Origin of the sequence: Methylobacterium sp. 17Sr1-1 (genome assembly GCF_003173775.1) — a bacterium.
Classification (GTDB): Bacteria; Pseudomonadota; Alphaproteobacteria; order Rhizobiales; family Beijerinckiaceae; genus Methylobacterium.
This window is the reverse complement of sequence record NZ_CP029552.1, coordinates 5,112,310-5,137,320: the sequence shown is the minus strand read 5'-3', so window position 1 is coordinate 5,137,320 and position 25,011 is coordinate 5,112,310. Positions and strand designations below refer to the sequence as shown.

Here is a 25,011-nt window from a genome sequence, read left to right as displayed (position 1 = left end):
CCAACGTGTCGTGACGCTGCACCGCGGTGCGCGGGCGACATCCAACGGTCAAGATGCCCGTGAGACAAGCACCCCTCGACCAAAACGGGCGCCCTCGCAGCCCGCCGGAGCCCCGCATGACCGCGCCCAGCCGCCGCCAGACCCTCGCCCTCGGCCTCGGGGCCGGCCTAGGTAGTGGTTTCTTGGGTCTGGCGGGGGGCCCTGCCGCCGCGCGGGGGCCGGACGTCGACTTCACCCTGATCCTCGTCAACGACATCTACCGGATGGGCGCGGTCGACGGCCGCGGCGGCTTCCCGAAGCTCGCCGCCGTGGTCAGGGCCGAGCGCGCGAGAACCGAGCGGGGGATTGGCCGGCCGGTCCTGGTCTGCCACGCCGGCGACACCCTCTCGCCCTCGCTGATGTCGGGCATCGACAAGGGGCGCCACATCGTCGAGCTGACCAACCTGATCAAGCCGGACGTGTTCGTGCCGGGCAACCACGAGTTCGATTTCGGCCAGGACGTCTATCTCGAGCGGATGAAAGCCGCGAATTTTCCGGTGTTTGCCGCCAACCTGCGCCGGCCCGACGGCAGCCCGGTGCCGGGCACGAGCGAGTCGACGATCCTGGCCCTCGGGGGGATCAAGGTCGGCGTGGTCGGCATCGCGCTGCCGGAGACGCCAGCCAAGTCGCAATCGGGCGACTGGCGGTTCGGGCCGGCGGTCGCGACGCTCGCCCGCGAGGCGGCGGCCTTGCGCGCGGCGGGCGCCGAGATGGTGCTCGCCGTCTGCCACACCGACCGGGCGACCGACGACGCCCTGGTGGCGAGCCGCCACGCCGACATCGTGCTCTCGGGCCACGACCACGACCTGGCGCTCCGCTACGACGGCCGCACGGTCTTCGCCGAATCCGGCCACGACGCCGAGTACGTCACCGCCATCGACGTGAAGGCGGAGGGGACCGGCAAGGCCCTGACCTGGACCGCCGCCTTCCGCATCCACGACACCGCCGAGATCGAGCCGGATCCGGAGGTGCTGGCGGTGGTCCAGCGCCAGGAGAGCGAGCTTGCCCGCGAGCTCGACGTGCCGCTCGGCCGGGTGACCAACCCCCTCGACACCCGCATCGACGCCGTGCGCCGGCGCGAGACCGTCTTCGGCGACCTGATCGCCGACGCCCTGCGCCACGCCGCCGAGGCCGAGATCGGCCTGATGAACGGCGGCGGCATCCGCGGCAACCGGACCTACCCGGCCGATTCCGAGCTGACCCGCCGCGACGTGCTGACCGAGCTGCCCTTCGGCAACACCTCGGTGCTGGTGAGGATCACCGGCGCGCAGGTGCTCGCCGCCCTGGAGAACGGGTTCTCGGAGCTCGGCCGCTCCGCCGGGCGATTCCCGCAGGTGTCGGGGGTCGCCGTCACGGTCGATTCGGCCGCCGCCGCGGGCAAGCGGGTCGTCGCGGTGACGGTCGGCGGGGCGCCCCTCGACCCGAACCGGACCTATACGGTCGCGGCCAACAACTTCATGCTCGCCGGCGGCAACGATTACGGAATGCTGGCCGAGGGGCGCACCCTCGTCGGCGCCACCGACGGCACGCTCGTCGCCAACGTGGTCATGTCCTACATCCGCGCCAACGCGCCGCTGACGATCGAGACGGGGCGCCTGACCATCCGCTGACCCTCGATCTCGCTTGTGCCAAGGTCCGATGCCGACAGACCAAACCGTCGCGGGCGCCCTCGCCCGCTTCCGCGCCTCCGGGTCGCCGTGGCTCGCCCTGCCGTTCTTCCAGGACGGCAGCGCCGAGCGGGTGGCCGAGGCGGTCGATGCGAGGCGCGAGTCCGGCGCCCGGGTGCTGCCGGCGCCCGAAAACATCTTCAACGCCCTGACCCTGACGCCGCTCGACCGGGTCCGGGCGGTGATCCTCGGCCAGGACCCCTATCCGACGCTGGGCGACGCCCACGGCCTCGCCTTCTCCTATGTCGGCGGGCGCCGGCTGCCGGCCTCGCTGAAGGTGATCCTGGCCGAGATGGCGGAGGAGACCGGTACGAGCGTGCCGACGACCGGCGACCTGAGCCCCTGGGCTCGCCAGGGCGTGCTGCTCCTCAACGCGGCGCTGACCGTCGAGGCCGGCAAGTCCGGCGCGCATATGAAGCTCGGCTGGTCGGCGCTCACCGACCAGGCGGTCTCGGCGGTCTCGGCGGAGCGTCCGGCGGTCGCCTTCCTGCTCTGGGGCGCGCCGGCCCGCCAGCGCGCCGCCCTGATCGACCGGGAGAAGCACCTCGTGCTGGAGGCCGGCCATCCCTCGCCCCTCAACCGCAAGGCGGATTTCCGCGGCAGCCGGCCGTTCGGCCAGGCGAATGCCTGGCTGGCGGAGAAGGGGCTGGAGGCGATCGACTGGCGGCTGACCTAGCAGAATGGCCGTATTCCTGCGGCAATCCTGAAACCCTCCGCGTCATCCCGGGGCCGCGCAGCGGAACCCGGGATCCATAACCTCCGACGGTGCAGGATGAACCGGAACGCCGTTCGCCTCTCCTGTAGACCCCAGCGGTTATGGATCCGGGGTTCTCGCCTGCGGCGAGCCCCGGGATGACGTGGAGAGTTACCGGGCAAGTCTCGGTTTGCGGAGCGACGGAGACAGCGCCCTACGCCCCCTCCCCCGCCACGAAGGCCAGCATCCGCCGGTGGGCCTCCTCGTCCGAAAACTGCTCCGGCGGCGATTTCATCAGCCAGCTCGAAGGGCCGATCAGCGCCCCGCCGATGCCGCGCTCCCGCGCCAGGGCGGCGCAGCGCACCGCGTCGATGACGATGCCGGCGGAGTTCGGCGAGTCCCACACCTCCAGCTTCAGTTCGAGGTTCAGCGGCACCCCGCCGAACGCCGTACCCTCCAGGCGGATATGCGCCCATTTGCGGTCGGTGAGCCACGGCACGTAATCGCTGGGTCCGACATGGATGTCGTCGGGCGGGAGCGCCGTCTCGAGTTGGCTCTGCACTGATTGCGTCTTCGAGATCTTCTTCGATTCGAGCCGCTCGCGCTCCAGCATGTTGCGGAAGTCGGCGTTGCCGCCGAAATTGAGCTGGTAGGTCCGGTCCAGCGTGACGCCGCGTTCGCGGAAGAGATGGGCCAGCGCCCGGTGCACGATGGTCGCGCCGACCTGGCTCTTGATGTCGTCGCCGATGAGCGGCAGCCCGGCCCGCGCGAAGCGCTGGCGCCACTCGGGATGCGAGGCGATGAAGACCGGGATGCAGTTGACGAAGGCGCAGCCCGCCGCCAGCGCGGCCTCCGCGTAGTATTCGGTGGCAGCTTGCGAGCCGACCGGCAGATAGGAGACCAGCACCTCGGCGCCCGAGCGGCGCAAGGACGCCGCCACGTCCACCGGCCGGGCCGGCGATTCCGGCACGATCGCCTCGATGTAGCGGCCGAGCCCGTCGAGGGTAGGCCCGCGCTCGACCGTGACGCCGGTCGGCGCGACCTCGGCGAAGCGGGCGGTGTTGTTGGGCGAGGCCAGGATCGCCTCGGCGACGTCGCGGCCGACCTTGTCCCTCGCGACGTCGAAAGCCGCCACCACGCGTACGTCCGCCACCCGGTAGCCGCCGAGATCGGGGCTCATCAGGCCCGGCACCGCCACGCCGGGGCCGGCCTCCCGGTAATAGGTCAGGCCCTGCACGAAGGAGGAAGCGCAGTTGCCGATTCCCGCGATCGCGACCCGCACGCTCTTCTGGCCCACCGCCCGCCCTCCTCGTCTCAGGAACTTACCCCTGCAACTAGAACACTCCGCCGGAGTATCGACCCCGATCGAGCGTGACCGGACCGGCGAACGAGTCGTAGGGTGCGCGCGACACGGGAGGAGCACGCATGGAGATCTTCGACGGGCCGGAGGCCCTGAAGGCGGCGATCGGTCAGGAGATCGGCGTCGGCGCGTGGGTGACCGTCGACCAGGCGATGATCGACCGCTTCGCCGAGGCGACGGACGACCATCAGTGGATCCATGTCGACCCGGAGCGGGCGGCGCGCGAATCTCCCTACGGCGCCACGGTGGCGCACGGCTATCTTACCCTGTCGCTGGTACCGCGCTTCATCGCCGGGGTGCGCCGCCTGGAGGGCTTGCGCCTCAGCCTGAATTACGGCCTCGACCGGGTGCGATTCCCGGCGCCGGTCATCGTCAATGCCCGCCTGCGCGGCCGGGTGCGGGTGGCGGCGGCCCTCGACGTGCCGCCCCGGGGCCTGCGCACCACCTACGGCGTGACCGTGGAGATCGAGGGCGGCGCGAAGCCGGCCTGCCTCGCCGAGGCGGTGGTGCTGCACCATTGGTGAACCCGGCGCGCCCTGACGGATTGTCGGGGGAGACGTCAGCGGAGCCGCGAGCAAGGGAGCGGGAATGACCTTCGAGACCGAGCGGCGCGCCCTTCAGCGCGTGGTGGCTGTGGCGGGGCTGGTCCCGGTGCTGGGCGGCCTTTACGGCGTGCTGTTCGGCCAGGCCGGCCTCGGTGGCGGCGCCTTCGACATCTCGAGCGACAGCCATTTCCGCTACCTGTCCGGCCTGCTGCTCGGGATCGGCCTGCTGTTCTGGTCGACGGTCCCGGGAATCGAGGCCAAGACCTCGCTGTTCCGCTTCCTGACGATGGTGGTGGTGCTGGGCGGCCTCGCCCGGCTGCTCGGCCTGTGGCTCACCGGCCTGCCCTCGCTCACCATGCTGGCGGCGCTCGGCATGGAGCTGGTGGTCACGCCGCTCCTGTGCCTGTGGCAGATCCGGGTGGCGAACCGGGCGGGGACGCCGGTTCTGTAGGCCTCCCCGCCGGCGGACCGGGGTGGCGTCAGCCCTTCGGCAGCAGGGCCGTCACCTCGATCTCCACCTTCATCTCCGGCCGCAGCAGGCCTGCGACCACCACCAGGGTCGCGGCCGGGCGGATCTCCCGCAGCACCCGGCCGCAGACCGTCAGCACCGCCTCGGCCTCCGCCCGGTCGGTGACGTAGTAGGTGGCGCGCACGACGTGCTCCAGCGACGAGCCCGCCTGATCCAGCACGCCCGCGATGGTGCGCCAGCACGCCTCGGCCTGGGCACCGGCCTCGTCCGGCATCGTCATCGCGGCGTAGTCGTAGCCGGTGGTGCCGGCCACGAACACGAAGCCGTTCTGCACCACCGCGCGGGAATAGCCGTACTCGCGCTCGAAGCTCGAGCCGCCGTCGATCCGCCGCCGCATCCCTGCCCTCCCGATTCGTCCGGGGAGAGCATGGCGCGTCAGCCGAACTCGCTCCAGCCCGCGAAGCCGGCGAGGGGCTCCTGGTCGTAGGCCGCCATCAGGGCCCGCATCGCGCCCTCGTCCCGCAGGCGGTCCTCCGTCGCGAGCGCCGCCAGCCCCTCGAAGAAGCCCTCACGGCGGAGCGCCGGGGTGAAGGTGAGGGTGAAGCGGACCGGCTCGATCCCGCGATTGGCGAAGGCGTGCGGCTCGCCCGGGCGCACCAGCACGAAGCCGCCGGGCCCCACCGTCACGTCGCGATCGTTCAGCCGCAGGGTGAGGGCACCCTCGTGGACCTCGAACGCCTCGGTGAGCCGGGCATGGCGGTGCAGCCCGGCCCCGGGCGAGCGCGGGGCCAGGGTCATGCCGTAGATGCCGATCGCGTCGTGCGTGGCGTCGCTGCGGGCGAGGTAGCGCACCTGCATCCCGCCGATCGTGACGCCGGTGCCGGGCTCGGAGGGCGTATCCATGGCGTGAAGCTCCTCGTGGGCGATTCCCGGGGCAACGCCGGTTCAGGGCTTGAGGATGCGAAGCAGGGTGATCATCGCGCCGGTGATGGCGACGGTCTGCAAGCCGACTGCCCCGATCATCCACTTGGCCAGCTCGGCCCGCGTCTCCGAGAGCTGCGCCTTGAAATCGGAGCGCAAATTCTTTTCCATTCCCTGTAGATCGCTGGCGAGGGCCTTATGGTCAGCCCGAAGGGCAGCGATGTCGGTGCGCAGGCCCGCCTCAACCCCTTTGATCTCGGTGCGCAGGGTTGTCTCGACCTCTTTGATCTCGGCACGCAGGCCGGGCTCAACAGCCTTGATATCGGCGCGAAGAGCCGCTTCGGACGCTTTCAGGTCCGACTTGGTCGCGAGATCACCCTGCACCGCGTCGGAGATCGCCTCGGCGAAGCCTTCCGCCTGATCCGGCGACAGCTTGGCCTTGTCCCGCAGGGTGCGGGCGAGTTTCAGCGTATCGAAGGCGATGGCCGTCATGCGAGGCATCCGGGCACGCGGCCAAGGATATCACCTCGGGATATCACCTCGACGGTTCCGCTTCCATCCTTCCCCAACGTAAAAGCCCCGCCCGGATCGCTCCGGGCGGGGCTCGTCACACGCGAAGCCCTCGACGTCTTGACCTTACTCGGCCGCGACCTTGTGGGCCTGCGAGCCGTCGGTGTAGGTCTCGGCCTTCAGGCGCTGGCCGGGGGCGGCGCGGCCCGGGAGCGGCGGCAGGGCCTTGGCCTTCTCGAGGTCGATGCCCGCTCCTTCCGCGACGCGGCGGCCGTACTCCTCGTCGGCGTGCCAGAAGTGCCAGACCATCCGGAGCTGGATCGCCTCGGGGCACTCCTTCATGTCGCCGACCAGGTTGGCGATCAGGTCCTCGCGCTCCCATTCCTCGAAGGAGCGGTAGCGCTCGCCGGCCTGGGCGTAATCGTCCTCGGTGCGGCTGGTCTGGTAGCGGCCGAGCTTGCCCTCGACCGGCTGGTGGTACTCACGCGCCGGCTTCGGAGCCTCACGGAGGCCCTGGCCGATGGTGCTCGGCTCGTAGTTGATGTGCTTGTTCTCGCCGACCCCGTCGACGTAGAACGTCATCTGGCCGTCGCGCTGGTTGGTCGCGGTCTTCACGCCCGGCGCCGGCGCGTTGATCGGCAGTTGCAGGTAGTTCGGGCCGACGCGGTAGCGCTGGGTGTCCGAGTAGGACAGGGTGCGCCCCTGGAGCATCTTGTCGTCCGAGAAGTCGATCCCGTCGACCAGCACGCCGGTGCCGAAGGCCGATTGCTCGACATCGGCGAAGAAGTTGTCAGGCACCCGGTCGAGCACCATGCGGCCGCACTTCAGCAGCGGGAACTGGTCCTCGGGCCAGCGCTTGGTGTCGTCGAGCGGATCGAACGACAGGTGGTCGTTCGGGCCGTCCGGCATGATCTGCACCGCGAATTCCCACTCCGGAAAATTGCCGGCGGCGATGTTGTCGTACAGGTCCTTGGTCGCGTGGCCGACATCGCGCCCCTGGATCTCTGCGGCCTGGGCCGAGGTCAGGTTGCGGACGCCCTGCTTCGGGATCCAGTGGAACTTGCAGAGGTGGGCGACGCCCTGGTCGTTGACCAGCTTGTAGGTGTTGACGCCCGAGCCTTCCATCTCGCGATAATTGGCCGGGATGCCCCACGGCGACTTCAGCCAGGTCACCATGTGGATCGACTCGGGGTGCGCCGCCACGAAGTCGAAGAAGCGCCAGGCCTCCTGGCGGTTGGTCACCGGGTCGGGCTTGAAGGCGTGGATCATGTCCGGAAACTTGATGGCGTCCCGGATGAAGAAGATCTTCAGGTTGTTGCCGACGAGGTCCCAGTTGCCGTCGACGGTCTTGAACTTCACCGCGAAGCCGCGCGGGTCGCGAGCGGTCTCCGGGCTCTCCTTGGCGCCGGCCACGGTCGAGAAGCGCACGAACATCGGCGTCTTCACGCCGGTCTCGTTGAGGACGCGGGCGCGGGTGTACTTGGAGGCCGGCTCGTCGCCGATCTTGCCGTAGGCCTCGAAATACCCGTGGGCGCCGGCGCCGCGGGCGTGGACCACGCGCTCGGGGATCCGCTCGCGGTCGAAATGGGTGATCTTCTCGATGAACTGGTAGTTCTCGAGGGTCGCCGGGCCACGCTCGCCGACCGTGCGCATGCTCTGATTGTCGCGGACCGGGTGGCCCTGGCGGGTCGTCAGGATCGGGCGTTGGTCGCTCATGGGAACTCCTCTGGCGTGCAGGCGCGGCGTGCCGGGACGGGGACACCGCGCGAGGAACCGCTCACATAGGGGCTCGGTCGCCGGACCGACACCCTGGAACTGCTCTCGCTCGAACCTATGACCGCTGCGTGACCCGAAAACAAATGCATCGTTGCGAAGCACGTGATAGGCACAGCCTATGAACGCCTCCGGCCTGTCCCTGCGCGACCTCGAATACGTCGTGGCCCTGGCGGAGGAGGGCCATTTCGGCCGCGCCGCCGAGCGCTGCGCCGTGAGCCAGCCGACCTTGAGCGTGCAGGTGCGCAAGCTGGAGGAGGCACTCGGTCTCGTCCTGTTCGAGCGCTCGAACCGGCGGGTGCTCCTCACCCCGAGCGGCCAGGCGGTGGTGCGCCAGGCCCGCGCCGTGCTGGCGGAGGCCAAAACCCTGCTGCTGCTCGCCCGCGAGGGGGCCGGCCAGGGCTTACGCGGCCGCCTCGTCCTCGCGGCGATCCAGACGCTCGGGCCCTACCTGTTCCCGCAGGTGCTGCGCGGGCTGCGCCAGGCCTTCCCGGACCTCGCCCTCGCCTTGAGCGAAGGGCGCACGGCGGAGATCCTCGACGCCCTGCGCGAGGGCCGGGCCGACGCGGCGCTGATCTCCCTGCCGATCCCGGAATCGGGCCTGACGGTGTCAGCCCTCTTCGACGAGCCGTTCCTCCTTGCCTGCCCGGCCGAGCACCCCTTCGCGGGTGGGGAGCCGCCGCGCCCGGGCGACCTCGCCGGGCCGGACCTGCTGCTCCTCGACGAGGGCAACTGCCTGCGCGACCAGGCGGTGGCGGCCTGCGGCGCCGGGCCGGCGAGCGGGCGCCACGCCACCAGCCTCGAGACCCTGCGCTCGATGGTGGCGGCGGGCGCCGGCTATACCCTGCTGCCGGCTCTGGCCGCCCCGCCCGGTCCCGATCCCGCCGGGCTCACGATCTGCCGCCGGTTCGGGCCGGACGGCCCGCGCCGCACCATCGCGCTCGCCTGGCGCGCCAGCGATCCGCGGGCCGAGGGGCTCTCGGAACTCGCCGGATTCTTCCGCGCGCATGCGCCGCACGCAACGCTGCCCCTCGGGAAGCCGGCGGAGACCGGCCCCGGTCGCGACACTGGCACGATTCCCGTATAGCGACGCGGCCACCATCAGCTTCCAATCCAGGCCCCGGCTTTCCCCGACCATGGACGCCATGACTCCCGCCGCGATGGATCGCCGTCGCTCGCTCGTCCGCGCGGCGGCCCTGTGGGCGGGCCTCGTCCTCGCCTCGGCGGCGCTCGCGGGCCTGTTCCACCTCGCCGGCCTGCCCGCCGCCCTGCTGCTGGGCCCGATGCTCGCGGCCATCGTGTTCGGGGTCCGCGGGGCGCCGATCCGCGTGCCGAAGCCCGGCTTCCAGGGCGCGCAGGCGCTGATCGGCTGCCTCGTCGCCCACTCGGTCAACGCCTCGATCGCCGCCACGCTGATGCAGGACGGGCTGCTGATCCTCGCCGTGGTCGGCGTCACGGTGGTGGCCGCCGCGATCACCGGCTGGGTGCTCACCCGCATCCGCCTCCTGCCCGGCACCACCGCGGCCTGGGGCTCGTCGCCCGGCGGGGCCTCGGCGATGGTGGCGATGGCGGAGGAGTTCGGCGCCGATCCGCGCCTCGTCGCCTTCATGCAGTACGTCCGGGTCGCCTGCGTGGCGCTGACCGCCTCCGTGGTCGCGCGCTTCCTCGCCGGCGGCAGCGGCGCGGTGCCGGGCGCCGACATGGATCCGGCGCCGCTCGCGGTCCTCGGCACGCTCGCGGTGGCGGGCATCGGCGCCTGGCTCGGCCTGCGCCTGCGCATTCCCGCGGGCGCCCTGATCGGCCCGCTCGCCATCGGGGCGACGCTCCACGCCACCGGACTCGCCGGCATGGCGCTGCCGTCCTGGCTCCTGGCGCTGGCCTATGCGGGCATCGGCTGGACGGTGGGCCTGCGCTTCACCCCCGCCACCGTGCGGGCGACGCTGTTCGCCCTGCCGGGCGTGCTGGTCGCGACCTTCGGGCTGATCGCCCTATGCGGTCTCTGGGCCTGGGGCCTGACCTTCCTGCTGCCGATCGATCTCCTCACCGCCTACCTGGCGACGAGCCCGGGCGGGCTCGATTCGGTGGCGATCATCGCCGTCGGCACCCATTCCGACGTGTCCTTCGTCCTCGCGGTGCAGACCCTGCGCCTCCTCGTGGTCATCATCACCGGCCCGCTGGTGGCGAAGTGGATCTCCCGGAGCGCCGGCGCGGCGCGCTGAGGCGGATCCGCACCAGTCAAGCTCGCATCCGGTGGCGAAACCCGCTATCCCGTCGCTTCCGGCAGTTCCGTCGCCCCTGGCGAGTCCGTCGCCTCCGGCGCGCCGCCCTCGAAACAAGACCGCTTCCGTGCACGACTACATCAAGAAGATCCTCGGCGCCCGCGTCTACGACGTCGCCGTCGAGAGCCCCCTCGATCCGATGCCGCGCCTGTCGCAGCGCATCGGCGCCAAGGTGCTGCTCAAGCGCGAGGACCTGCAGCCGGTCTTCTCGTTCAAGATCCGGGGCGCCTACAACAAGATGGCCGGTTTGAGCCAGGAGGCGCTGGCCCGCGGGGTGATCTGCGCCTCGGCCGGCAACCACGCGCAAGGGGTGGCGCTCGCCGCCGCCCGCCTCGGGATCCCGGCCGTCATCGTGATGCCGCGCACCACCCCGGCGATCAAGGTCGAGGGCGTGAAGTCCCGCGGCGGCCAGGTCGTGCTGCACGGCGACGCCTTCGACGAGGCCTACACCCACGCCAAGGGGCTCGAGGCCGAGCAGGGCCTGACCTTCATCCACCCCTACGACGATCCCGACGTGATCGCCGGCCAGGGCACGATCGGCCTCGAGATCCTGCGCCAGCACGGCGCGCCGATCGAGGCGGTGTTCGTGCCGATCGGCGGCGGCGGCCTGGCGGCGGGCGTCGCCACCTTCATCAAGTTCATGCGGCCCGAGACCAAGGTCATCGGCGTCGAGCCGGCGGATGCCGCCAGCATGAAGGCGGCGATCGAGGCGGACGAGCGGGTGGTGCTCGACACGGTCGGCCTGTTCGCCGACGGCGTCGCGGTGCGCCAGGCCGGGGCCGAGACCTTCCGGCTCTGCCGCGAGCACCTCGACGAGGTCATCACCGTCGACACCGACGCGATCTGCGCCGCGGTCAAGGACGTGTTCGACGACACGAGGGCGATGTCCGAGCCCTCCGGCGCGCTGGCGCTCGCCGGCCTCAAGGAATACGCCGCCCGCGGCAGCGTCGTCGGGGCGGGGGCGCTGGTGGCGATCAACAGCGGCGCCAACCTCAACTTCGACCGCCTGCGCCACATCGCCGAGCGGGCCGAGATCGGCGAGCGCCGCGAGGCCCTGCTCGCCGTCACCATCCCGGAGCGCACCGGCAGCTACCGCGCCTTCATCCGGGCCCTGGGGCGGCGCGCCATCACCGAGTTCAACTACCGCTACGCGCCGGGCGCCGAGGCGCACATCTTCGTCGGCGTCCAGCTCGCCGGCGGCCGGGCGGAGAAGGAGGCCCTGATCGCGGAGCTGCGCGGCCTCGGCTACCCGCTCGTCGACCTCACCGACAACGAGATGGCGAAGCTCCACGTCCGCTACATGGTCGGCGGCCGGGTGCCGGGCCTGTCCGACGAGCGGCTCCTGCGCTTCGAGTTCCCGGAGCGCCCGGGCGCGCTCCTGAAGTTCCTCGACAGCCTCGGCGTCGCCTGGAACATCTCGCTGTTCCACTATCGCAACCACGGCGCCGATCACGGCCGCGTGCTCGCCGGGATCCAGGTGCCCGCGCCCGAGCGGGACCGCTTCGCCGCCGCGCTCGCCGAGCTCGGCTACGAGCACCACGACGAGACCGACAACGCCGCCTACCGGCTCTTCCTCGACGGCCAGCCGCGCGAGGTGCCGCGGACGGTGGCGCCGGCGGCGTGAGGCCGGCCGACCCGCCACCCCCGTGACGAAGCGGAGACCGTTTCGTCACGGAAAAGGCGTCGAGACCGGCGATGGAGGCCGGCGCCCGGCCGGGCGCCGGCTCAAGGGCCGCGTGATCGCGCCTTGACGCCGCCCCGCCACAGGTTCACCTCTCCCGCCCGATGCCTCCGCTCCTCGCCCTGCCCTTCCCCGCCATCGACCCCGTCGCGGTCGCGATCGGGCCGCTGCAGATCAAGTGGTACGCCCTCGCCTACATCGTGGGCCTCGTGGGCGGCTGGTTCTACGCCAAGCGCCTGGTCGCGGCCCCCTCGCTCTGGGGCGCGGTGCGTCGGCCCACGGCCCTCGATATCGACGACCTGATCGTCTGGGTGGCGCTCGGCGTCGTGCTCGGCGGGCGCATCGGCTACGTGCTGTTCTACAATCTCGCCGCCTACCTCTCGCATCCGGCCGAGATCCTGGCGATCTGGCGCGGCGGCATGTCGTTCCACGGCGGCTTCCTCGGCGCGGTGCTGGCCCTGGTGCTGTTCGCCCGCCGTCGCGGCCTCAACGCCTACGCCATGCTCGACCTCGCCGCCGTGGTGGTGCCGATCGGGTTGTTCTTCGGCCGCATCGCCAATTTCGTGAACGGCGAGTTGTGGGGCCGGCCGGCGCCGGACTTTCCGTACGCCATCGTGTTCCCCAATGGCGGGCCGCTACCGCGGCATCCGAGCCAGCTCTACGAGGCCGTCGCCGAGGGGCTGGTCCTGTTCATCCTGATGGCGCTCGCGGTCCGGCGCTTCGGCTTCCGCCGCCCCGGGCTGCTGGGCGGCCTGTTCGTCGTCGGCTACGCCATCGCCCGCACCGCCTGCGAGTTCTTCCGCGAGCCGGACCCGCAGCTCGGCTTCCTGTTCGGCACCCATGTCGGGGCGCTCGGCGGCGGCATCACCATGGGGATGCTGCTCTGCGTGCCGATGCTGATCGTCGGTGCGGTGTTCATCGTGCGGGCCTGGCGCGGAGACACCCGGCCGCGGGCCCGGCTCGAGGCCGAATCGGGAGCCGAAACCGAGTCGCCGGAAGTGAAGTCCGCGTGAGCGAGACGCCGCTGCTCGGCGAATTGCGCCGCCTGATCGCCGTCGAGGGGCCGATCACCATCGAGCGCTACATGGCGCTCTGCCTCGGCCACCCGGTGCACGGCTACTACCGCACCCGCGATCCGCTGGGCGCGGCCGGCGACTTCACCACGGCGCCGGAGATCAGCCAGATCTTCGGCGAACTCCTGGGTTTATGGACGGCGGAGGTCTGGCACGGGCTCGGGCACCCGGCGCCGTTCCGCCTGGTCGAGCTCGGCCCCGGACGCGGCACGCTGATGGCGGACGCGCTGCGCGCGCTGAAGGCCGCGGCGCCCGATTGCCTGGCGGCCGCCGACCTCCACCTCGTCGAGACCAGCCCCACGTTGCGCGCTGCGCAGAAGCAGGCGCTCGCCAATGCGAGCCCTTCCTGGCACGACGCCATCGACACCCTGCCGGGCGGCCCTGCGATTATCCTCGCCAACGAGTTCTTCGACGCCCTGCCGGTGCGCCAGTACCAGCGCACCGAGCGCGGCTGGTGCGAACGCCGGGTCGGCCTCCACGGCGACGCCCTCGCCTTCGGGTTGAGCCCGGACCCGACACCGGAGATCACCCGTGACGCGGCGCCCGGGGCGATCCTGACCCTGCCGGCCGTCGCCCTCGACCTCACACGCCAGCTCGGCCGCCGCCTCGCCCGCGAGGGCGGCGCACTGCTCGCGATCGATTACGGCGACCTCTACGGCGGTACCGCCGACACGCTCCAGGCCGTGGCGCGCCACCGCTTCGCCGATCCCTTGGAAGCCCCGGGCGAGACCGACCTGACTGCGCAGGTGGATTTCGCGGCTCTGGCCCGCGCCGCCGCGGGCGAGGGCGCCGTGGTGCACGGGCCGGTGACCCAAGCCGACTTCCTCCTGGCGCTCGGTCTCGCCCAGCGGGCCGAGCGCCTCGGCGCCCGGGCGAACCCGGTCCAGGCCGCCGCGGTCAAGGCTGGGGCCGACCGTCTGATCGACCGTACTACCCGCGGCATGGGCAGCCTGTTCAAGGTGATGGGCCTGGCCGGTCCCGGCCAGCCACCTCTTCCCGGCATATAATCAGAGTTGCACGGGGCAAATCTGATTAACTTCTTGTTTTTGCGTCATTTTCGCCGCCGAACCGGTGACCGCTTCGGCACCGGACGACGCGGCCGGCGGAATGATGCTCAGATGTTCGACACGATTGTCCGGCGATCCTGCGGGACGCCTTGCCCCAGGATCCCCCCGCGATGTTCATCGAAGCGCCCGAGCTGAGCTCCCATTCCGAGATCCGTCACGCCTTCTTCACCCGGCAGGGCGGCGTGTCGGAAGGCCTCTACGCCTCCCTCAACGGCGGCCTCGGCTCCGGCGACGACCCGGCCCGGGTGCGGGAGAACCGCCGCCGCATGACGGGGCAGCTCGCGCTGCCGCCGGAGAACCTGGTCAGCCTCTACCAGATCCATTCCGCGCAAGCCGTGGTGGTCGAGGCGCCCTTCACTGATCGCCCCCGCGCCGACGCGATGGCGACCCGGGTGCCGGGGCTGGCGCTCGGCATCCTCACCGCCGATTGCGGGCCGATCCTGTTCGCCGATCCGGTCAATCGGGTGGTGGGCGCGGCGCATGCCGGGTGGAAGGGCGCGCTCACCGGCGTGATCGAGGCGACGCTCGGGGCCATGGAGGGGCTCGGCGCCGAGCGCAGCGGCATCGTGGCGGTGCTCGGGCCGACGATCGGCCCCGCGGCCTACGAGGTCGGCCCGGAATTCCGCGAGCGCTTCGAGGCGGCGGCGGCCGACAATGCCCGCTACTTCGCGGCGAGCCCCGAGCGGGAGACCCACAGCCTGTTCGACCTGCCGGCCTACATCGTCGCCCGGCTCGAGGCGTCCGGCATCGGCGAGGTGGCGAATCTCGGCTTGTGCACCTACGCCGATCCGGATCGCTTCTTCAGCTACCGCCGCACCACCCACCGGGCGGAGGGCGATTACGGCAGGCTCGTCTCGGCCATCGCGGTGACCCCGTGACGGGGTCACACGGCCCCGTGAGCCGGCCACACCGGGACGATTCTGCCGCCCGATAGGGCGCCGTTCGGCTTTCGTTAGGATTGCTCCGCCAAGCGTAGCAAAAAAATCGTGTGCGTGAGTGAACCTTGGCCATTGGCGCGCGTTGAGGGGGTAAGGAAGCCAAGGGAATGCTCGCGATGAACAGCCGTTAAGGCCGCGGTGAAACCCACCAGCGTTGTCGCGAGGACACAGCTTTCCCGGAGCTACCGGGGTATGTCGGGGACACTGCTTCGGTTGACCGCTGACCCGCAAACGGGCGCCGTCGCCGCGGCATAGTAGGAAGGACCAGTTCCATGAAGTCGCTTCTCAAGAGCGCTACCGCCCTCGCTGGCATCGTCGTCGCCGGTTCGGCCCTCGCCGCCGACCTGCCGCGCCGCGCCGCCCCGCCGCCGGTCTTCACGCCGGTGCCGGTCTTCACCTGGACGGGCTTCTACGCCGGTTTCAACGCCGGCTACGGCTTCAACACCGCTGACACCCGCGCCCCGACCGTCGTCGGCGTGCCGGCCGGCGCCACCGCCGCCAGCAGCGTGTTCGTCACCGGCGCCGGCGCCCCGACCACCGGCGTGCTCGCCTTCGGCAACCGCAACAGCAACGACGGCTTTGTCGGCGGCGGCCAGATCGGCTACAACTACCAGTTCACCCCGGGCTCGGGCGTGGTCGTCGGCATCGAGGCCGACGCCCAGTACGTCGACTTCGGCCGTGACCGCAACCGCTACGCCTTCGCCACCGCCGCCGGCGGCGGCGTCGCCCCGGGCACCCTGGTGTTCAACCCGAACGGCATCTCGGGCCTGGACTTCTTCGGCACCGTGCGCGGCCGTCTCGGCTACGCCTGGGATCGCACCCTCGTGTACGCCACCGGCGGTTTCGCCTACGGCTCGGGCGGCGGTCGCGACTTCGGCCTGACCAACTCCTCGCGTGACGACTTCCAGACCGGCTGGGTCGTCGGCGGCGGCGTCGAGTACGCTCTGCCCACCGACTCGTTCTTCAACTTCTTCCGCTCGTCGGCGGTGACGCTGAAGGTCGAAGGCCTGTACGTGAACCTGGATCAGGGCAACCGCAACAACGGCGTGTTCGCTCAGACCGCCAACGGCACGCAGTACTCGGTGTTCTCGCCGGGCGTGGTGTCGGTCGGCCCGGCCAACCTGTACCGTCGCGAGACCGAGTTCGCGGTCGTCCGCGCCGGCCTGAACTACAAGTTCAACGGCTTCTAGTCGTCGCACTCCGTCACTCCGACGGAGCGGAGCCCGGCCTCACGGCCGGGCTCTTTTTTGTGCCTCGATGCCTGTTTGCCTTGCTGGGACGGTGCCACGAGGCGCTTCCCTGTCCCACCCACAACCTCATCCTGAGATTGTGGGTGGGATAAGATCTACCGATCAAGCGAAAGGGGTTCTTATACGCCCGTCGGCACCTTCACGCTGAACTTCACCTCGCGCAGCGCGAAGTTCGAGTGGATCTGCTGCACCGCCGGGCAGGAGAACACCGCCTCCTGCAGGAAGCGCTCGTAGTGTTGGGCGTCCCGCACCACGACCCGGAGCAGATAATCGGCCTGGCCGGTGGTGGAGAAGCATTCCAGCACCTCGTCCCGGCGCCCAATCACGCGCTCGAACTCGGCCACGCCGTCCCGGTCGTGCTTGGCGAGCGTCACGTGGGCGAAGACGCACTGGCCGTGGCCGAGTGCCGCGGCATCCACCAGCGCGACGTAGCCGCGGATGATGCCGCGCTCCTCCAGCGCCTTCAGCCGCCGCCAGGTCGGCGAGGTCGACAGCCCGATCCGCTGCGCGAGGTCCTGCACCGAGAGCCGGGCATCGTCCTGCAGCGCGTCCAGGATCGCCCGCTCGAAGCGGTCCGGCGCGTCTCCCCGTTCAGGCATGGGCATGTCCCGTTTCGGCGTTTCCGGCTCCGTTCGTACCTCCGGACCCCGCGACACGGAAGCGAAGAGGCAGGTTTTGCCTGTGCGGGCGGCATAGCCTGACGGCGAGGAGACCCCGCCCGAGGAACCCCCGCCGATGCCCGAGCCCGACCGCGCCTACCGCCTCGACGACCGTTTCGACCGTGCGACCGGCCGGGTCTACATGACCGGCACGCAGGCCCTGGTCCGCCTTCTCCTGGCCCAGAGCCGGATCGACCGCCGCGACGGGCTGAACACCGCCGGCCTCGTCTCGGGCTATCGCGGCTCGCCGCTCGGCGCCGTCGACCAGGAATTGTGGCGGGCGAAGGAGCGGCTGGCCGGGGCCGGGATCCGCTTCCAGCCCGGCATCAACGAGGACCTGGCGGCGGCCGCCCTGCTGGGCAGCCAGCGCGTCGCCCTCGATCCGGCCGCCACCGTCGAGGGCGTGTTCGGCATCTGGTACGGCAAGGGCCCGGGCGTCGACCGCTCCGGCGACGCGCTCAAGCACGGCAACGCCTATGGCAGCAGCCCGAAGGGCGGCGTGCTAGTCGTCGCCGGCGACGACCATGGCTGCGTCTCCTCCTCGATGTCGCACCAGAGCGACCTCGCCCTCGCGGCCTGGCACATGCCGGTGATCCACCCAGGCTCGATCGCCGAGTACGAGGCCTTCGGCCTGTGGGGCTTCGCCGCCTCGCGCTTCTCCGGCGCCTGGGTCGGGTTCAAGGCGATCTCCGAGGTGGTGGAGGGCGCGGCCTCGGTCGCGCTGGCGCCGCTGCCCTCCTTCGCGACCCCCGACTTCACGCCCCCGCAGGGCGGCCTGCACATCCGCTGGCCCGACCTGCCGAGCCTCGCCATCGAGGCGCGCGCGCTCCAGAAGCTCGAGGCGATCCGCGCCTTCGCGCGGGCCAATCCCCTCGACCGGCTGGTGGTGGCGCCGGAGCGCCCCCGCCTCCTCGTCGTCACCGTCGGCAAGGCCCATGGCGACGCGATGGAAGCCTTCCGGCTCCTCGGCCACGATCCGGATTCGCTGAAGGCCGCCGGCGTCGCGGTCATGAAGGTCGGCCTCGTCCACCCCCTCGACGTCGCGGGACTCTCAGGCGTGGCGGCGGGCGTCGAGACCGTGCTGGTGATCGAGGAGAAGGCGCCGCTGGTCGAGCGCCAGCTGCGCGAGGCGCTCTACGACCTGACCCCGGCGCACCGCCCGCGCATCCTCGGCAAGCGCGACGCGGACGGCCGCCCCCTGGTTCCGGAGGTCGAGGAGCTGCGCCCGTCGCGCCTCGTCGGGATCTTGGGCCCATGCCTTCGCGGCCTCGGCCTCGCGGTCGCGGAGCCGCAAGGCCTCTCCGCCCCCGCTCCCTCCGGGCCGCTGCCGGTGCGCACGCCGTATTTCTGCTCCGGCTGCCCGCACAACACCTCGACCCGGGTGCCGGAGGGGTCGCAGGCCCGGGCCGGCATCGGCTGTCATTTCATGGCGAACTGGATGGAGCGCGACACCACCGGCATCGTGCCGATGGGCGCCGAGGGCGTCGACTGGACCGGCCAGGCGCCGTTCACCCGCCAGGCCCACGTCTTCCAGAATCTCGGCGACGGGACCTATTTCCATTCCGGCCACGCGGCGATCCGGCAGGCGGTCGCGAGCGGGGCGAACATCACCTACAAGATCCTCTACAACGACGCGGTGGCGATGACCGGCGGCCAGCCGGTCGACGGCGTGCTCACCGTGCCGCAGATCACCCGCCTGGTCTCGGCCGAGGGCGCGGCCCGCGTCGTGGTGGTGTCGGACGATCCCGAGCGGGTGGCGACGGCCGCCGCGCGCGATCCCCTCGGTCCCGGCGTCACCGTGCATCACCGCGACGACCTCGACGCCGTGCAGCGGGAACTGCGGGAGACGAAGGGCGTCACGGTGCTGGTCTACGACCAGACCTGCGCCACCGAGGCGCGCCGGCGGCGCAAGCGCGGCACGAGCCCGCAGGCCGCCCGGCGGGTCGTCATCAATCCGCTCGTCTGCGAGGGCTGCGGCGATTGCCAGCAGAAATCGAACTGCCTCTCGGTCGTGCCGGTCGAGACCGAGTTCGGCCGCAAGCGTGCCATCGACCAGACCGGTTGCAACAGCGACCTCTCCTGCCTCAAGGGCTTCTGCCCGTCCTTCGTGACCTTGGAGGGTGCGACGCCCCGGCGCCGGCCCGGCGTCGCGGTCGCGCCCGACGCGGTCGCCGCCCGGGCCGCCGCTCTCCCCGAACCCGACACCGCTCTCGGGCCTGCGCCCTACGAGATCCTGGTCGCCGGCGTCGGCGGCACCGGCGTCGTGACGGTGGGCGCTCTCGTCACCATGGCCGCCCATCTCGAAGGGTATGGGGCCAGCGTGCTCGACTTCATGGGCTTCGCCCAGAAGGGCGGCCAGGTGCTCTCCTTCGTGCGGCTCGCCCGGGATCCGGGCGCGCTCCACCAGGTGCGGATCGATCGCGGCCGGGCCGACGCGGTGCTGGCCTGCGACCTCGTGGTGGCGGCGAGCTCGGACGCGGCAGCGGTGATCGATCCCGCCCGCACCCGGATCGTCGCCAACACCCACGAGATCCCGACCGGCGCGACCCTGCGCGATCCCGACGCCCGCATCGACACGCGAATGCTCGAGACCCTCCTCGCCCGCCGGGTCGGGGCCGGGGCGCTCCGCAGCCTCGATGCGCAGGCGATGGCGGCGCGGCTGATCGGCGACGGGCAAGCCGCCAACGTGCTGCTCCTCGGCTTCGCCTGGCAATGCGGGCTGGTGCCGGTCTCGCGCGAGGCCCTCGACCAGGCGGTGGCGCTGAACGGCGTCGCGGTGGCGGGCAACCGCCTGGCGCTCGCCTGGGGCCGCCTGCTCGCCGCCGATCCGGCCTTCGTCGAGACCCACCTCGCCCCGGAGCCTGCGCCGGCGCAGGACCTCGACACCCTGGTGGCGCGCCGGGCCGAGTTTCTCACGGCCTACCAGGACGAACGTTATGCGGCGCGCTACCGCGACCGGGTCGCCGCGGTGCGGGCGCGGGGTGGGGAGGCCCTGGCCGAGGCGGTCGCCCGCTCGCTCTTCAAGCTGATGGCGATCAAGGACGAGTACGAGGTGGCCCGCCTCCAGTCCGATCCGGCCTTCCACGCCTGCCTCGCCGAGGAGTTCGAGGGTCGAGAATCGGGGGGCCGCTTGCGGCCGACCTTCCACCTCGCGCCGCCCTTCCTCGCCCGGACGCGGCCCGGCGAATCCGAGCCGCGCAAGATCGCCTTCGGCCCTTGGCTTCTGCCGGTGCTGCGCGGGCTCGCGGCCATGAAGGGCCTGCGCGGCCGGCGCCTCGATCCGTTGCGGCTGATCGCCGAGCGGCGGGAGGAGCGGGCGGTGCTGGCGGAGTACGAGGCCCAGATCGACGCCGCCCTCGCCCTCGTCGGCCGGGCGGACTCGTCGGCCTTGAAGGACCTCCTCGCCGCCCCCCAGGAGATCCGCGGCTTCGGCCCGGTCAAGGCGCGGGCCATCGCGGCCTGGCGCGCGCGAAGCGACGCGCTGCTGGCCGCCGCCCGGGCCGGCAACGATTCCGGGGCGCCGCTGTCGCGGGCGGGGTAGCGCGTCGTCCACCTGCGTCGGCCGGCCGGATTGCCGTCCGGCGGCCGCTCGCGTAGGCGGGGCTCACGAGACCGCCACCGCCTCAGGGTTGCCCCACCATGCGCCGCCGCACCCGTTCCTTCGTCGGGACGATCGTGATGATCGCCTTCGTGCTGATCTACGCGCCCCTCGCCATGGCGCTCGCCGACAGCCGCATCGCCCAGACGCCGCCGGTCGTGCAATCGGTGCTCTATGCGCTCCTCGGGCTCGCCTGGATCATCCCGCTGATGCCGCTGATCCGCTGGATGGAGCGGCCCGACCGCGACCCGGCCTGACGCCGTCGCGATGCACCGACTGGTGCAGAGGCCGGGTTTTCGCCAAAAAGGTCTGCCAGACGTCCCGGTCGCAGCCTTTCGGCCCGCGCCCTCCCGCTTCGGCACTCCTCGACACCCGCAAGGCAGCCCCAGGCCCATGCGCCACGCGCTCGCGCTCATCCTCCTCCTCGGTCCCCTCGCCGGTGCCGCCCTGGCGCAGGGCGCGCCGCGCTCCGTCGGCGAGTGCGAGCGCATCAAGGGCGACCTCGCCTACAACCAGTGCCTGTCGCTGTTCGGCCCCGCCGCGAAGGGCGTCGCCGCCGCGGCCGCGGCGGTGTCCGCGGCGATCCCGCGCCTGCCCGTCCCCCCTGCCCTCGCCGAGGCGGTGGAGCCCGCGCCCCGCGGCCGCCGCGGCTGGACCCGGCGCCTGCGCGGCGGCCGGCAGAGCGCGAGCTTCGCGGTGATCAGCGGCGGCAGCCGCCACTACCGTCGCGGCCGTCGCCGCTGAACCTCACCCGACATTGAGCCGCCGGAAGCGGTTCCAGGCCAGGAGCGGCACGCCGGAGAGCAGGGCGCGCAGGGCCGCGTCGGTCTGGAAGCAGCCGTTGACCGAGACCCGCGGCAGGGCGTGCAGGTGCGCGGCGTGCTCCGGGAAGAGGTGGCCGGGCCGGGTCGTCACGGCGGTGCGGTAGCCCGCCTCGCGGGCGAGCCCGAATTCCCGCGCGCCCGCCGAGCCCGGATCGCCGACCGGGTAGGAGAAATGCTCCGGCACCCGACCGAGCAGGGCGCCGAGGCGCGCCCGCCCCTCGACGATCTCGCTCCGGGCGGTGGCCGCATCGTGCTTGGCGAGCATCGGGTGGGACAGGGTGTGGGCGGCGAGCGTCACCGCCTCGTCCCGGGCGAGATCCCGCAACTCGCACGGAGACAGGCACAGCTCGCCGGCGATTCTGCCCGCATCGATCCCCGCCTCCCCGCACAGGCGCAGGGTCGCCGCGCGCAAAACCTCCTCCGGTCCGGCCCGCAGGACGCGATAGGCCTGCGCGAAGGCGGCGGATTTCTGCGGGTCGTCGCCCGCGGGCAGATCGAGCCCGGCCTCCGGCAGCCGCACCCGGTCGAGGACCCGGATCGCCCGCTCCAGCTCGATCCACCACAGCCGGCCGGACCCGGTGGCGTAGTCGTGGGTGACGTAGAGCGTCCAGGGCGCGCCGTGGCGGCGCAGGATCGGGGCGGCATGCTCCAGGTTGTCGCGGTAGCCGTCGTCGAAGGTCAGCACCGCGAAGGGCTCTCCCGTCTCCGTCAGACGCCGCGGCAGGTCGGACAGGGGGACGATCGCGAAGCCCCGCTCCCGCAGCGCCGTCAGCGATCGGTCGAGGAAGGACGGGGTGATGGCCAGCAGCCGGTTCGGCGCGTAGGCGCCGGGCGGCGGCTCGTCCGGCCGGACGTGGTGGAAGGTCAGGATCACGCCCCGGCCGCGGGCGGCGGGGGCGAGCCAGCGGTCGGCCCCGGTCGCCGCGATGGTGGCGAAGCCGGCCCGGAACAGGCGATGGCGCGTGGAAGAAACGAGAGCTTTTGGGGAGAGCATGACCGGAGGATGGCGGCGATCGGCCAAAGCTTCGTTACGGCGTTTGGGGATTCTGCACGCTTGCCCGGTAGGCCATCAGCGGAACGTGCGGGGTGGAGCGATGAGCGGTACGATGCAAATCGCGGCGGAGGGCGTGGAGGAGGGCGTGGCGGCCGGCCCGGCGCCGGCGCCCGCCCTGACGCCTGAGATCTTCTCCGGCCTCGCGGCGGCCGAGGCGCCCTGGCGGGCGCTCGAGGCGACGCCCGGCGCGGTGATGACGCCCTATCAGCGCTTCGACTGGGTGGCCGCCTGCGCCCCCCTGCTGCCGGCGGGGGCTCAACCCCGCCCGGTGCTTCTGCGCGATTCCGCCGGGCGGCCCGTCGCGCTCCTGCCGCTGTTCAAGCACCGCGAGGCCGGCATCCGGGTCGCCCGGGTGATCGGCGGCCGGCACGCGAACTTCCACATGCCGCTCTTCTCCGGCCCGGAGGCGATGGCGCTGCCGGCCGACGCCTATGCCCGGGCGCTCCGCCGCGCCGGCGCCGAGGCCGGCCTCGACGTGATCCATCTGCCGGATCAGCCGCGACTGTGGAACGGCGTGGCGAATCCGCTGGCAGCGGGCTCTCCCTCGCCGAGCGACGCCTACGGTCTGGTCCTGGAGGCCGATCCCGACGCCGTGCTGAAGCGCGTCTTGAGCGGCGATGCGCGGCGCAAGCTGCGCCAGAAGGAGAAGTGGCTGATCGCCGCGCACGGCCCCGTCGCCCACCGGGTCGCGGCGGACGTCGCCGAGGGCGAGGAGATCCTCTCGGCCTATCTCGCCCAGAAGGCGGTGCGCTTCGCGAAAGAAGGCATCCGCGACCCGTTCGCCGATCCGGCGGCGCGGGACTTCCTCGCGGCCGCGCACCGGGCCGGCGCCCTGGAGCTGCATGCCCTGCGAACGGAGGGGGGACGCATCCTCGCCACCTTCGTGGGCGCGGTCGATGCCATGCGCTTCAGCGGCATGCTGACCTCGTTCGATCCCGATCCCGCGCTCGCCCGCTTCAGCCCCGGCGACCTGCTGCTCCAGGCGCTGATCCGCGACCAGTGCCTGCGCGGCCGCGCCGCCCTCGACCTCGGCGTCGGCGAGGCGCGCTACAAGGCGAGCGTCTGCGACGAGACGATCGCCCTCGTCGATGCGGTGATCCCGGTGAGCCTGCGCGGCCGGGCCTACGGGGCGGCGGCCGAGGCGGGCGCGCGCCTGAAGCGGCGGATCAAGCGCGATCCGCGGCTCTGGGCGCTCGTCGGGCGGGTGCGCAAGGCGATGGCGCGGACGGCCTGACGGAACGTCGGACCCACGATCAGTCCGACGAGCAGTCTTTCCACCCTCCGGGTCATTCCGGGGCCGCGAAGCGGAGCCCGGAGTGCCGAAGGCACGCCCAGACACTCAGGTGGACGCGGACAAGGCGGCACGCGCTCCGCCTCATCCTGAACGATCCGCGATTCTGGATCCCGGTCTCCGCTGTCGCGGCCCCGGGATGACCCCGAGGGTGTGATCGATGTCGTGGAACCTGGTCTCCGCGGAACCGCCGTCCCGATCACACCGGCCCCGACACCCCCGCCTGCGCGAAAGTCGCCATCTCGCGGTGGCAGGCCACCGCCGCCTTGACGAGTCCGAGCGCGAGCGCCGCGCCGCTGCCCTCGCCGAGGCGCAAGCCCAGGTCGAGGAGCGGACGAAGCCCCAGGCGTTCCAGCACCGCGGCGTGGTCGCCCTCCGCCGAGACGTGACCGGCGAGGCAATGGTCGAGGGCGCGGGGATCGACGGCGTGGAGGAGCGCGGCGGCGGCGGTCGAGACGTAGCCGTCGATCACCACCGGCACCCGCTGCAGCCGCGCCGCCAGGATCGCACCGGCCATGGCGGCGATCTCGCGGCCCCCCAAGCGCGCCATCACGGCGAGCGGATCGTCGAGGTGGCCTTGGTGGCAGGTGAGCGCCGCCTCGACTGCCGCGACCTTGCGGGAAAAGCCCGCCTCGTCGATGCCGGTGCCGCGGCCGACCCAGCGGGCCGGCTCGCCGCCGTAGAGCGCGGCGTAGATCGCCGCCGCCACCGTGGTGTTGCCGATCCCCATCTCGCCGACGGCGAGCCCGTCGGTGCCCGCCGCCACCGCCTCCATGCCGAACGCCATGGTGGCGACGCAGGCCTTCTCGGTCATCGCCGGCTCGGTGGTGATGTCGCCGGTCGGCATGTCGATGGCGAGGTCGAACACCTTGAAGCCGAGCCCGTAGGCGGCGCAGATCTGGTTGATCGCCGCGCCGCCGGCGGCGAAATTGTCGAGCATCTGGCGGTTGACCGTCGACGGGTAGGCCGAGACGCCTTTCGCCGCCACGCCGTGGCTGCCGGCGAAGACGCAGACCAGCGGCCGGTCGAGGCTTGGCGGCGCCTTGCCCTGCCAGGCCGCCATCCAGGCGGCGAGGAATTCGAGCCGGCCGAGGCTGCCGGCGGGCTTGGTCAGGAGCGAGTCGCGGGCCGAGACCTCGGCGGCGGCGGATTCGTCCGGCCCCGGCATGGTGGCGATCAGGCGGCGGATGTCGTCGAACGGGGCGGCGTCGGTCGGGGTGTCGGCCATGGGAATCGGTGTCCTGCGGGGCAACCCGTCGGGCGGGCTATCGTGAGGCGTGCAGATACAGCAAAATGCCGGAGGGGCGAATCCGCAGGTT

Annotated in this window: 23 protein-coding genes; 15 read left to right on the top strand and 8 right to left on the bottom strand. The window is 71.9% G+C overall.

Annotated elements, in window-relative coordinates; translation table 11 throughout:
- The first annotated feature begins 116 nt into the window (after positions 1–116).
- Both DK412_RS23330 and ung read left to right on the top strand, forming a co-directional pair.
- The gene (locus DK412_RS23330) at positions 117–1,649 is read left to right on the top strand and encodes a bifunctional UDP-sugar hydrolase/5'-nucleotidase (protein ID WP_109973905.1); all 1,533 of its coding nucleotides are present in this window, start codon (positions 117–119) and stop codon (positions 1,647–1,649) included.
- Positions 1,650–1,677: 28 nt separating this feature from the next.
- The gene (ung, locus tag DK412_RS23325) at positions 1,678–2,382 is read left to right on the top strand and encodes a uracil-DNA glycosylase (protein WP_109973904.1); all 705 of its coding nucleotides are present in this window, start codon (positions 1,678–1,680) and stop codon (positions 2,380–2,382) included.
- 232 nt (positions 2,383–2,614) lie between these two features.
- Here ung and DK412_RS23320 read toward each other — a convergent pair whose 3' ends face one another.
- Entirely contained in the window at positions 2,615–3,697 is a 1,083-nt protein-coding gene (locus DK412_RS23320) for an inositol-3-phosphate synthase (protein WP_109973903.1), read from the bottom strand.
- A 128-nt stretch (positions 3,698–3,825) separates the two neighbouring features.
- Between DK412_RS23320 and DK412_RS23315 the strand changes: the two genes are divergently transcribed.
- Positions 3,826–4,284 (top strand): MaoC family dehydratase, encoded by a 459-nt coding sequence (locus tag DK412_RS23315; RefSeq protein WP_109973902.1) that lies wholly within the window; start codon positions 3,826–3,828, stop codon positions 4,282–4,284.
- Positions 4,285–4,348: 64 nt separating this feature from the next.
- The gene (locus DK412_RS23310; protein ID WP_109973901.1) at positions 4,349–4,756 is read left to right on the top strand and encodes a DUF4345 domain-containing protein; all 408 of its coding nucleotides are present in this window, start codon (positions 4,349–4,351) and stop codon (positions 4,754–4,756) included.
- A gap of 28 nt (positions 4,757–4,784) precedes the next feature.
- On the opposite strand, the gene DK412_RS23305 is transcribed toward DK412_RS23310, so the two are convergent.
- The 4 genes from DK412_RS23305 to DK412_RS23290 form a co-directional block, all read right to left on the bottom strand.
- On the bottom strand, positions 4,785–5,171 hold the full coding sequence (locus tag DK412_RS23305; protein ID WP_109973900.1) for a RidA family protein: 387 nt from the start codon (positions 5,169–5,171) through the stop codon (positions 4,785–4,787).
- 38 nt (positions 5,172–5,209) lie between these two features.
- On the bottom strand, positions 5,210–5,677 hold the full coding sequence (locus tag DK412_RS23300) for a cupin domain-containing protein (RefSeq protein ID WP_109973899.1): 468 nt from the start codon (positions 5,675–5,677) through the stop codon (positions 5,210–5,212).
- A 42-nt stretch (positions 5,678–5,719) separates the two neighbouring features.
- Positions 5,720–6,187 carry a DUF1640 domain-containing protein gene (locus tag DK412_RS23295; protein ID WP_109973898.1) on the bottom strand — a complete coding sequence of 156 codons (468 nt, stop codon included), beginning with the start codon at positions 6,185–6,187 and terminating at the stop codon, positions 5,720–5,722.
- Between the two features lie 144 nt (positions 6,188–6,331).
- A complete protein-coding gene (locus DK412_RS23290; RefSeq protein WP_109973897.1) occupies positions 6,332–7,921 on the bottom strand; it encodes a catalase in 1,590 nt (529 codons plus the stop codon).
- Between the two features lie 178 nt (positions 7,922–8,099).
- On the opposite strand from DK412_RS23290, the gene DK412_RS23285 reads away from it, so the two are divergent.
- The 7 genes from DK412_RS23285 to DK412_RS23255 all read left to right on the top strand — a co-directional run bounded on the left by DK412_RS23285 (position 8,100) and on the right by DK412_RS23255 (position 16,206).
- Positions 8,100–9,065 carry a LysR substrate-binding domain-containing protein gene (locus DK412_RS23285; protein ID WP_109973896.1) on the top strand — a complete coding sequence of 322 codons (966 nt, stop codon included), beginning with the start codon at positions 8,100–8,102 and terminating at the stop codon, positions 9,063–9,065.
- A gap of 73 nt (positions 9,066–9,138) precedes the next feature.
- Positions 9,139–10,197, top strand: coding sequence for an AbrB family transcriptional regulator (locus tag DK412_RS23280; RefSeq protein WP_245447206.1), 1,059 nt, complete (start codon positions 9,139–9,141; stop codon positions 10,195–10,197).
- Between the two features lie 76 nt (positions 10,198–10,273).
- Positions 10,274–11,881: a threonine ammonia-lyase, biosynthetic gene (ilvA, locus tag DK412_RS23275; protein WP_109975447.1), complete on the top strand. Its 1,608-nt coding sequence runs from the start codon at positions 10,274–10,276 to the stop codon at positions 11,879–11,881.
- Positions 11,882–12,042: 161 nt separating this feature from the next.
- On the top strand, positions 12,043–12,951 hold the full coding sequence (gene lgt, locus DK412_RS23270; RefSeq protein ID WP_109973895.1) for a prolipoprotein diacylglyceryl transferase: 909 nt from the start codon (positions 12,043–12,045) through the stop codon (positions 12,949–12,951).
- Positions 12,948–14,018 (top strand): SAM-dependent methyltransferase, encoded by a 1,071-nt coding sequence (locus DK412_RS23265; RefSeq protein ID WP_109973894.1) that lies wholly within the window; start codon positions 12,948–12,950, stop codon positions 14,016–14,018. The genes lgt and DK412_RS23265 overlap by 4 nt, the downstream gene beginning before the upstream one ends.
- A 170-nt stretch (positions 14,019–14,188) precedes the next feature.
- Positions 14,189–14,956 (top strand): peptidoglycan editing factor PgeF, encoded by a 768-nt coding sequence (gene pgeF, locus DK412_RS23260; protein WP_109973893.1) that lies wholly within the window; start codon positions 14,189–14,191, stop codon positions 14,954–14,956.
- A 332-nt stretch (positions 14,957–15,288) separates the two neighbouring features.
- Positions 15,289–16,206 carry a porin gene (locus tag DK412_RS23255; protein WP_109973892.1) on the top strand — a complete coding sequence of 306 codons (918 nt, stop codon included), beginning with the start codon at positions 15,289–15,291 and terminating at the stop codon, positions 16,204–16,206.
- 179 nt (positions 16,207–16,385) lie between these two features.
- On the opposite strand, the gene DK412_RS23250 is transcribed toward DK412_RS23255, so the two are convergent.
- Positions 16,386–16,865: an Lrp/AsnC family transcriptional regulator gene (locus tag DK412_RS23250; protein ID WP_109975446.1), complete on the bottom strand. Its 480-nt coding sequence runs from the start codon at positions 16,863–16,865 to the stop codon at positions 16,386–16,388.
- 136 nt (positions 16,866–17,001) lie between these two features.
- Between DK412_RS23250 and DK412_RS23245 the strand changes: the two genes are divergently transcribed.
- The 3 genes from DK412_RS23245 (at position 17,002) to DK412_RS23235 (ending at position 21,267) form a co-directional block, all read left to right on the top strand.
- A complete protein-coding gene (locus DK412_RS23245; protein WP_109973891.1) occupies positions 17,002–20,466 on the top strand; it encodes an indolepyruvate ferredoxin oxidoreductase family protein in 3,465 nt (1,154 codons plus the stop codon).
- Positions 20,467–20,564: 98 nt separating this feature from the next.
- Positions 20,565–20,780, top strand: coding sequence for a DUF2842 domain-containing protein (locus DK412_RS23240; protein ID WP_109973890.1), 216 nt, complete (start codon positions 20,565–20,567; stop codon positions 20,778–20,780).
- A 136-nt stretch (positions 20,781–20,916) separates the two neighbouring features.
- Entirely contained in the window at positions 20,917–21,267 is a 351-nt protein-coding gene (locus DK412_RS23235) for a hypothetical protein (protein ID WP_109973889.1), read from the top strand.
- 3 nt (positions 21,268–21,270) lie between these two features.
- Here the strand turns inward: DK412_RS23235 and DK412_RS23230 are convergent, their stop codons facing one another.
- The gene (locus DK412_RS23230) at positions 21,271–22,341 is read right to left on the bottom strand and encodes a polysaccharide deacetylase family protein (RefSeq protein ID WP_109973888.1); all 1,071 of its coding nucleotides are present in this window, start codon (positions 22,339–22,341) and stop codon (positions 21,271–21,273) included.
- A gap of 112 nt (positions 22,342–22,453) precedes the next feature.
- Between DK412_RS23230 and DK412_RS23225 the strand changes: the two genes are divergently transcribed.
- On the top strand, positions 22,454–23,635 hold the full coding sequence (locus DK412_RS23225) for a GNAT family N-acetyltransferase (protein ID WP_109973887.1): 1,182 nt from the start codon (positions 22,454–22,456) through the stop codon (positions 23,633–23,635).
- A 256-nt stretch (positions 23,636–23,891) separates the two neighbouring features.
- On the opposite strand, the gene cobT is transcribed toward DK412_RS23225, so the two are convergent.
- Positions 23,892–24,920, bottom strand: a complete 1,029-nt coding sequence (cobT, locus tag DK412_RS23220; protein WP_109973886.1) for a nicotinate-nucleotide--dimethylbenzimidazole phosphoribosyltransferase — start codon at positions 24,918–24,920, stop codon at positions 23,892–23,894.
- Between the last annotated feature and the right edge of the window lie 91 nt (positions 24,921–25,011).

Coding starts and splice junctions, on each gene's coding strand:
- DK412_RS23330 (WP_109973905.1), top strand. CDS start 117: ATGACCGCGCCCAGCCGCCGCCAGACCCTCGCCCTCGGCCTCGGGGCC.
- ung (WP_109973904.1), top strand. CDS start 1,678: ATGCCGACAGACCAAACCGTCGCGGGCGCCCTCGCCCGCTTCCGCGCC.
- DK412_RS23315 (WP_109973902.1), top strand. CDS start 3,826: ATGGAGATCTTCGACGGGCCGGAGGCCCTGAAGGCGGCGATCGGTCAG.
- DK412_RS23310 (WP_109973901.1), top strand. CDS start 4,349: ATGACCTTCGAGACCGAGCGGCGCGCCCTTCAGCGCGTGGTGGCTGTG.
- DK412_RS23305 (WP_109973900.1), bottom strand. CDS start 5,171: ATGCGGCGGCGGATCGACGGCGGCTCGAGCTTCGAGCGCGAGTACGGC.
- DK412_RS23300 (WP_109973899.1), bottom strand. CDS start 5,677: ATGGATACGCCCTCCGAGCCCGGCACCGGCGTCACGATCGGCGGGATG.
- DK412_RS23295 (WP_109973898.1), bottom strand. CDS start 6,187: ATGACGGCCATCGCCTTCGATACGCTGAAACTCGCCCGCACCCTGCGG.
- DK412_RS23290 (WP_109973897.1), bottom strand. CDS start 7,921: ATGAGCGACCAACGCCCGATCCTGACGACCCGCCAGGGCCACCCGGTC.
- DK412_RS23285 (WP_109973896.1), top strand. CDS start 8,100: ATGAACGCCTCCGGCCTGTCCCTGCGCGACCTCGAATACGTCGTGGCC.
- DK412_RS23280 (WP_245447206.1), top strand. CDS start 9,139: ATGGATCGCCGTCGCTCGCTCGTCCGCGCGGCGGCCCTGTGGGCGGGC.
- lgt (WP_109973895.1), top strand. CDS start 12,043: ATGCCTCCGCTCCTCGCCCTGCCCTTCCCCGCCATCGACCCCGTCGCG.
- pgeF (WP_109973893.1), top strand. CDS start 14,189: ATGTTCATCGAAGCGCCCGAGCTGAGCTCCCATTCCGAGATCCGTCAC.
- DK412_RS23255 (WP_109973892.1), top strand. CDS start 15,289: ATGAAGTCGCTTCTCAAGAGCGCTACCGCCCTCGCTGGCATCGTCGTC.
- DK412_RS23250 (WP_109975446.1), bottom strand. CDS start 16,865: ATGCCTGAACGGGGAGACGCGCCGGACCGCTTCGAGCGGGCGATCCTG.
- DK412_RS23245 (WP_109973891.1), top strand. CDS start 17,002: ATGCCCGAGCCCGACCGCGCCTACCGCCTCGACGACCGTTTCGACCGT.
- DK412_RS23240 (WP_109973890.1), top strand. CDS start 20,565: ATGCGCCGCCGCACCCGTTCCTTCGTCGGGACGATCGTGATGATCGCC.
- DK412_RS23235 (WP_109973889.1), top strand. CDS start 20,917: ATGCGCCACGCGCTCGCGCTCATCCTCCTCCTCGGTCCCCTCGCCGGT.
- DK412_RS23230 (WP_109973888.1), bottom strand. CDS start 22,341: ATGCTCTCCCCAAAAGCTCTCGTTTCTTCCACGCGCCATCGCCTGTTC.
- DK412_RS23225 (WP_109973887.1), top strand. CDS start 22,454: ATGCAAATCGCGGCGGAGGGCGTGGAGGAGGGCGTGGCGGCCGGCCCG.
- cobT (WP_109973886.1), bottom strand. CDS start 24,920: ATGGCCGACACCCCGACCGACGCCGCCCCGTTCGACGACATCCGCCGC.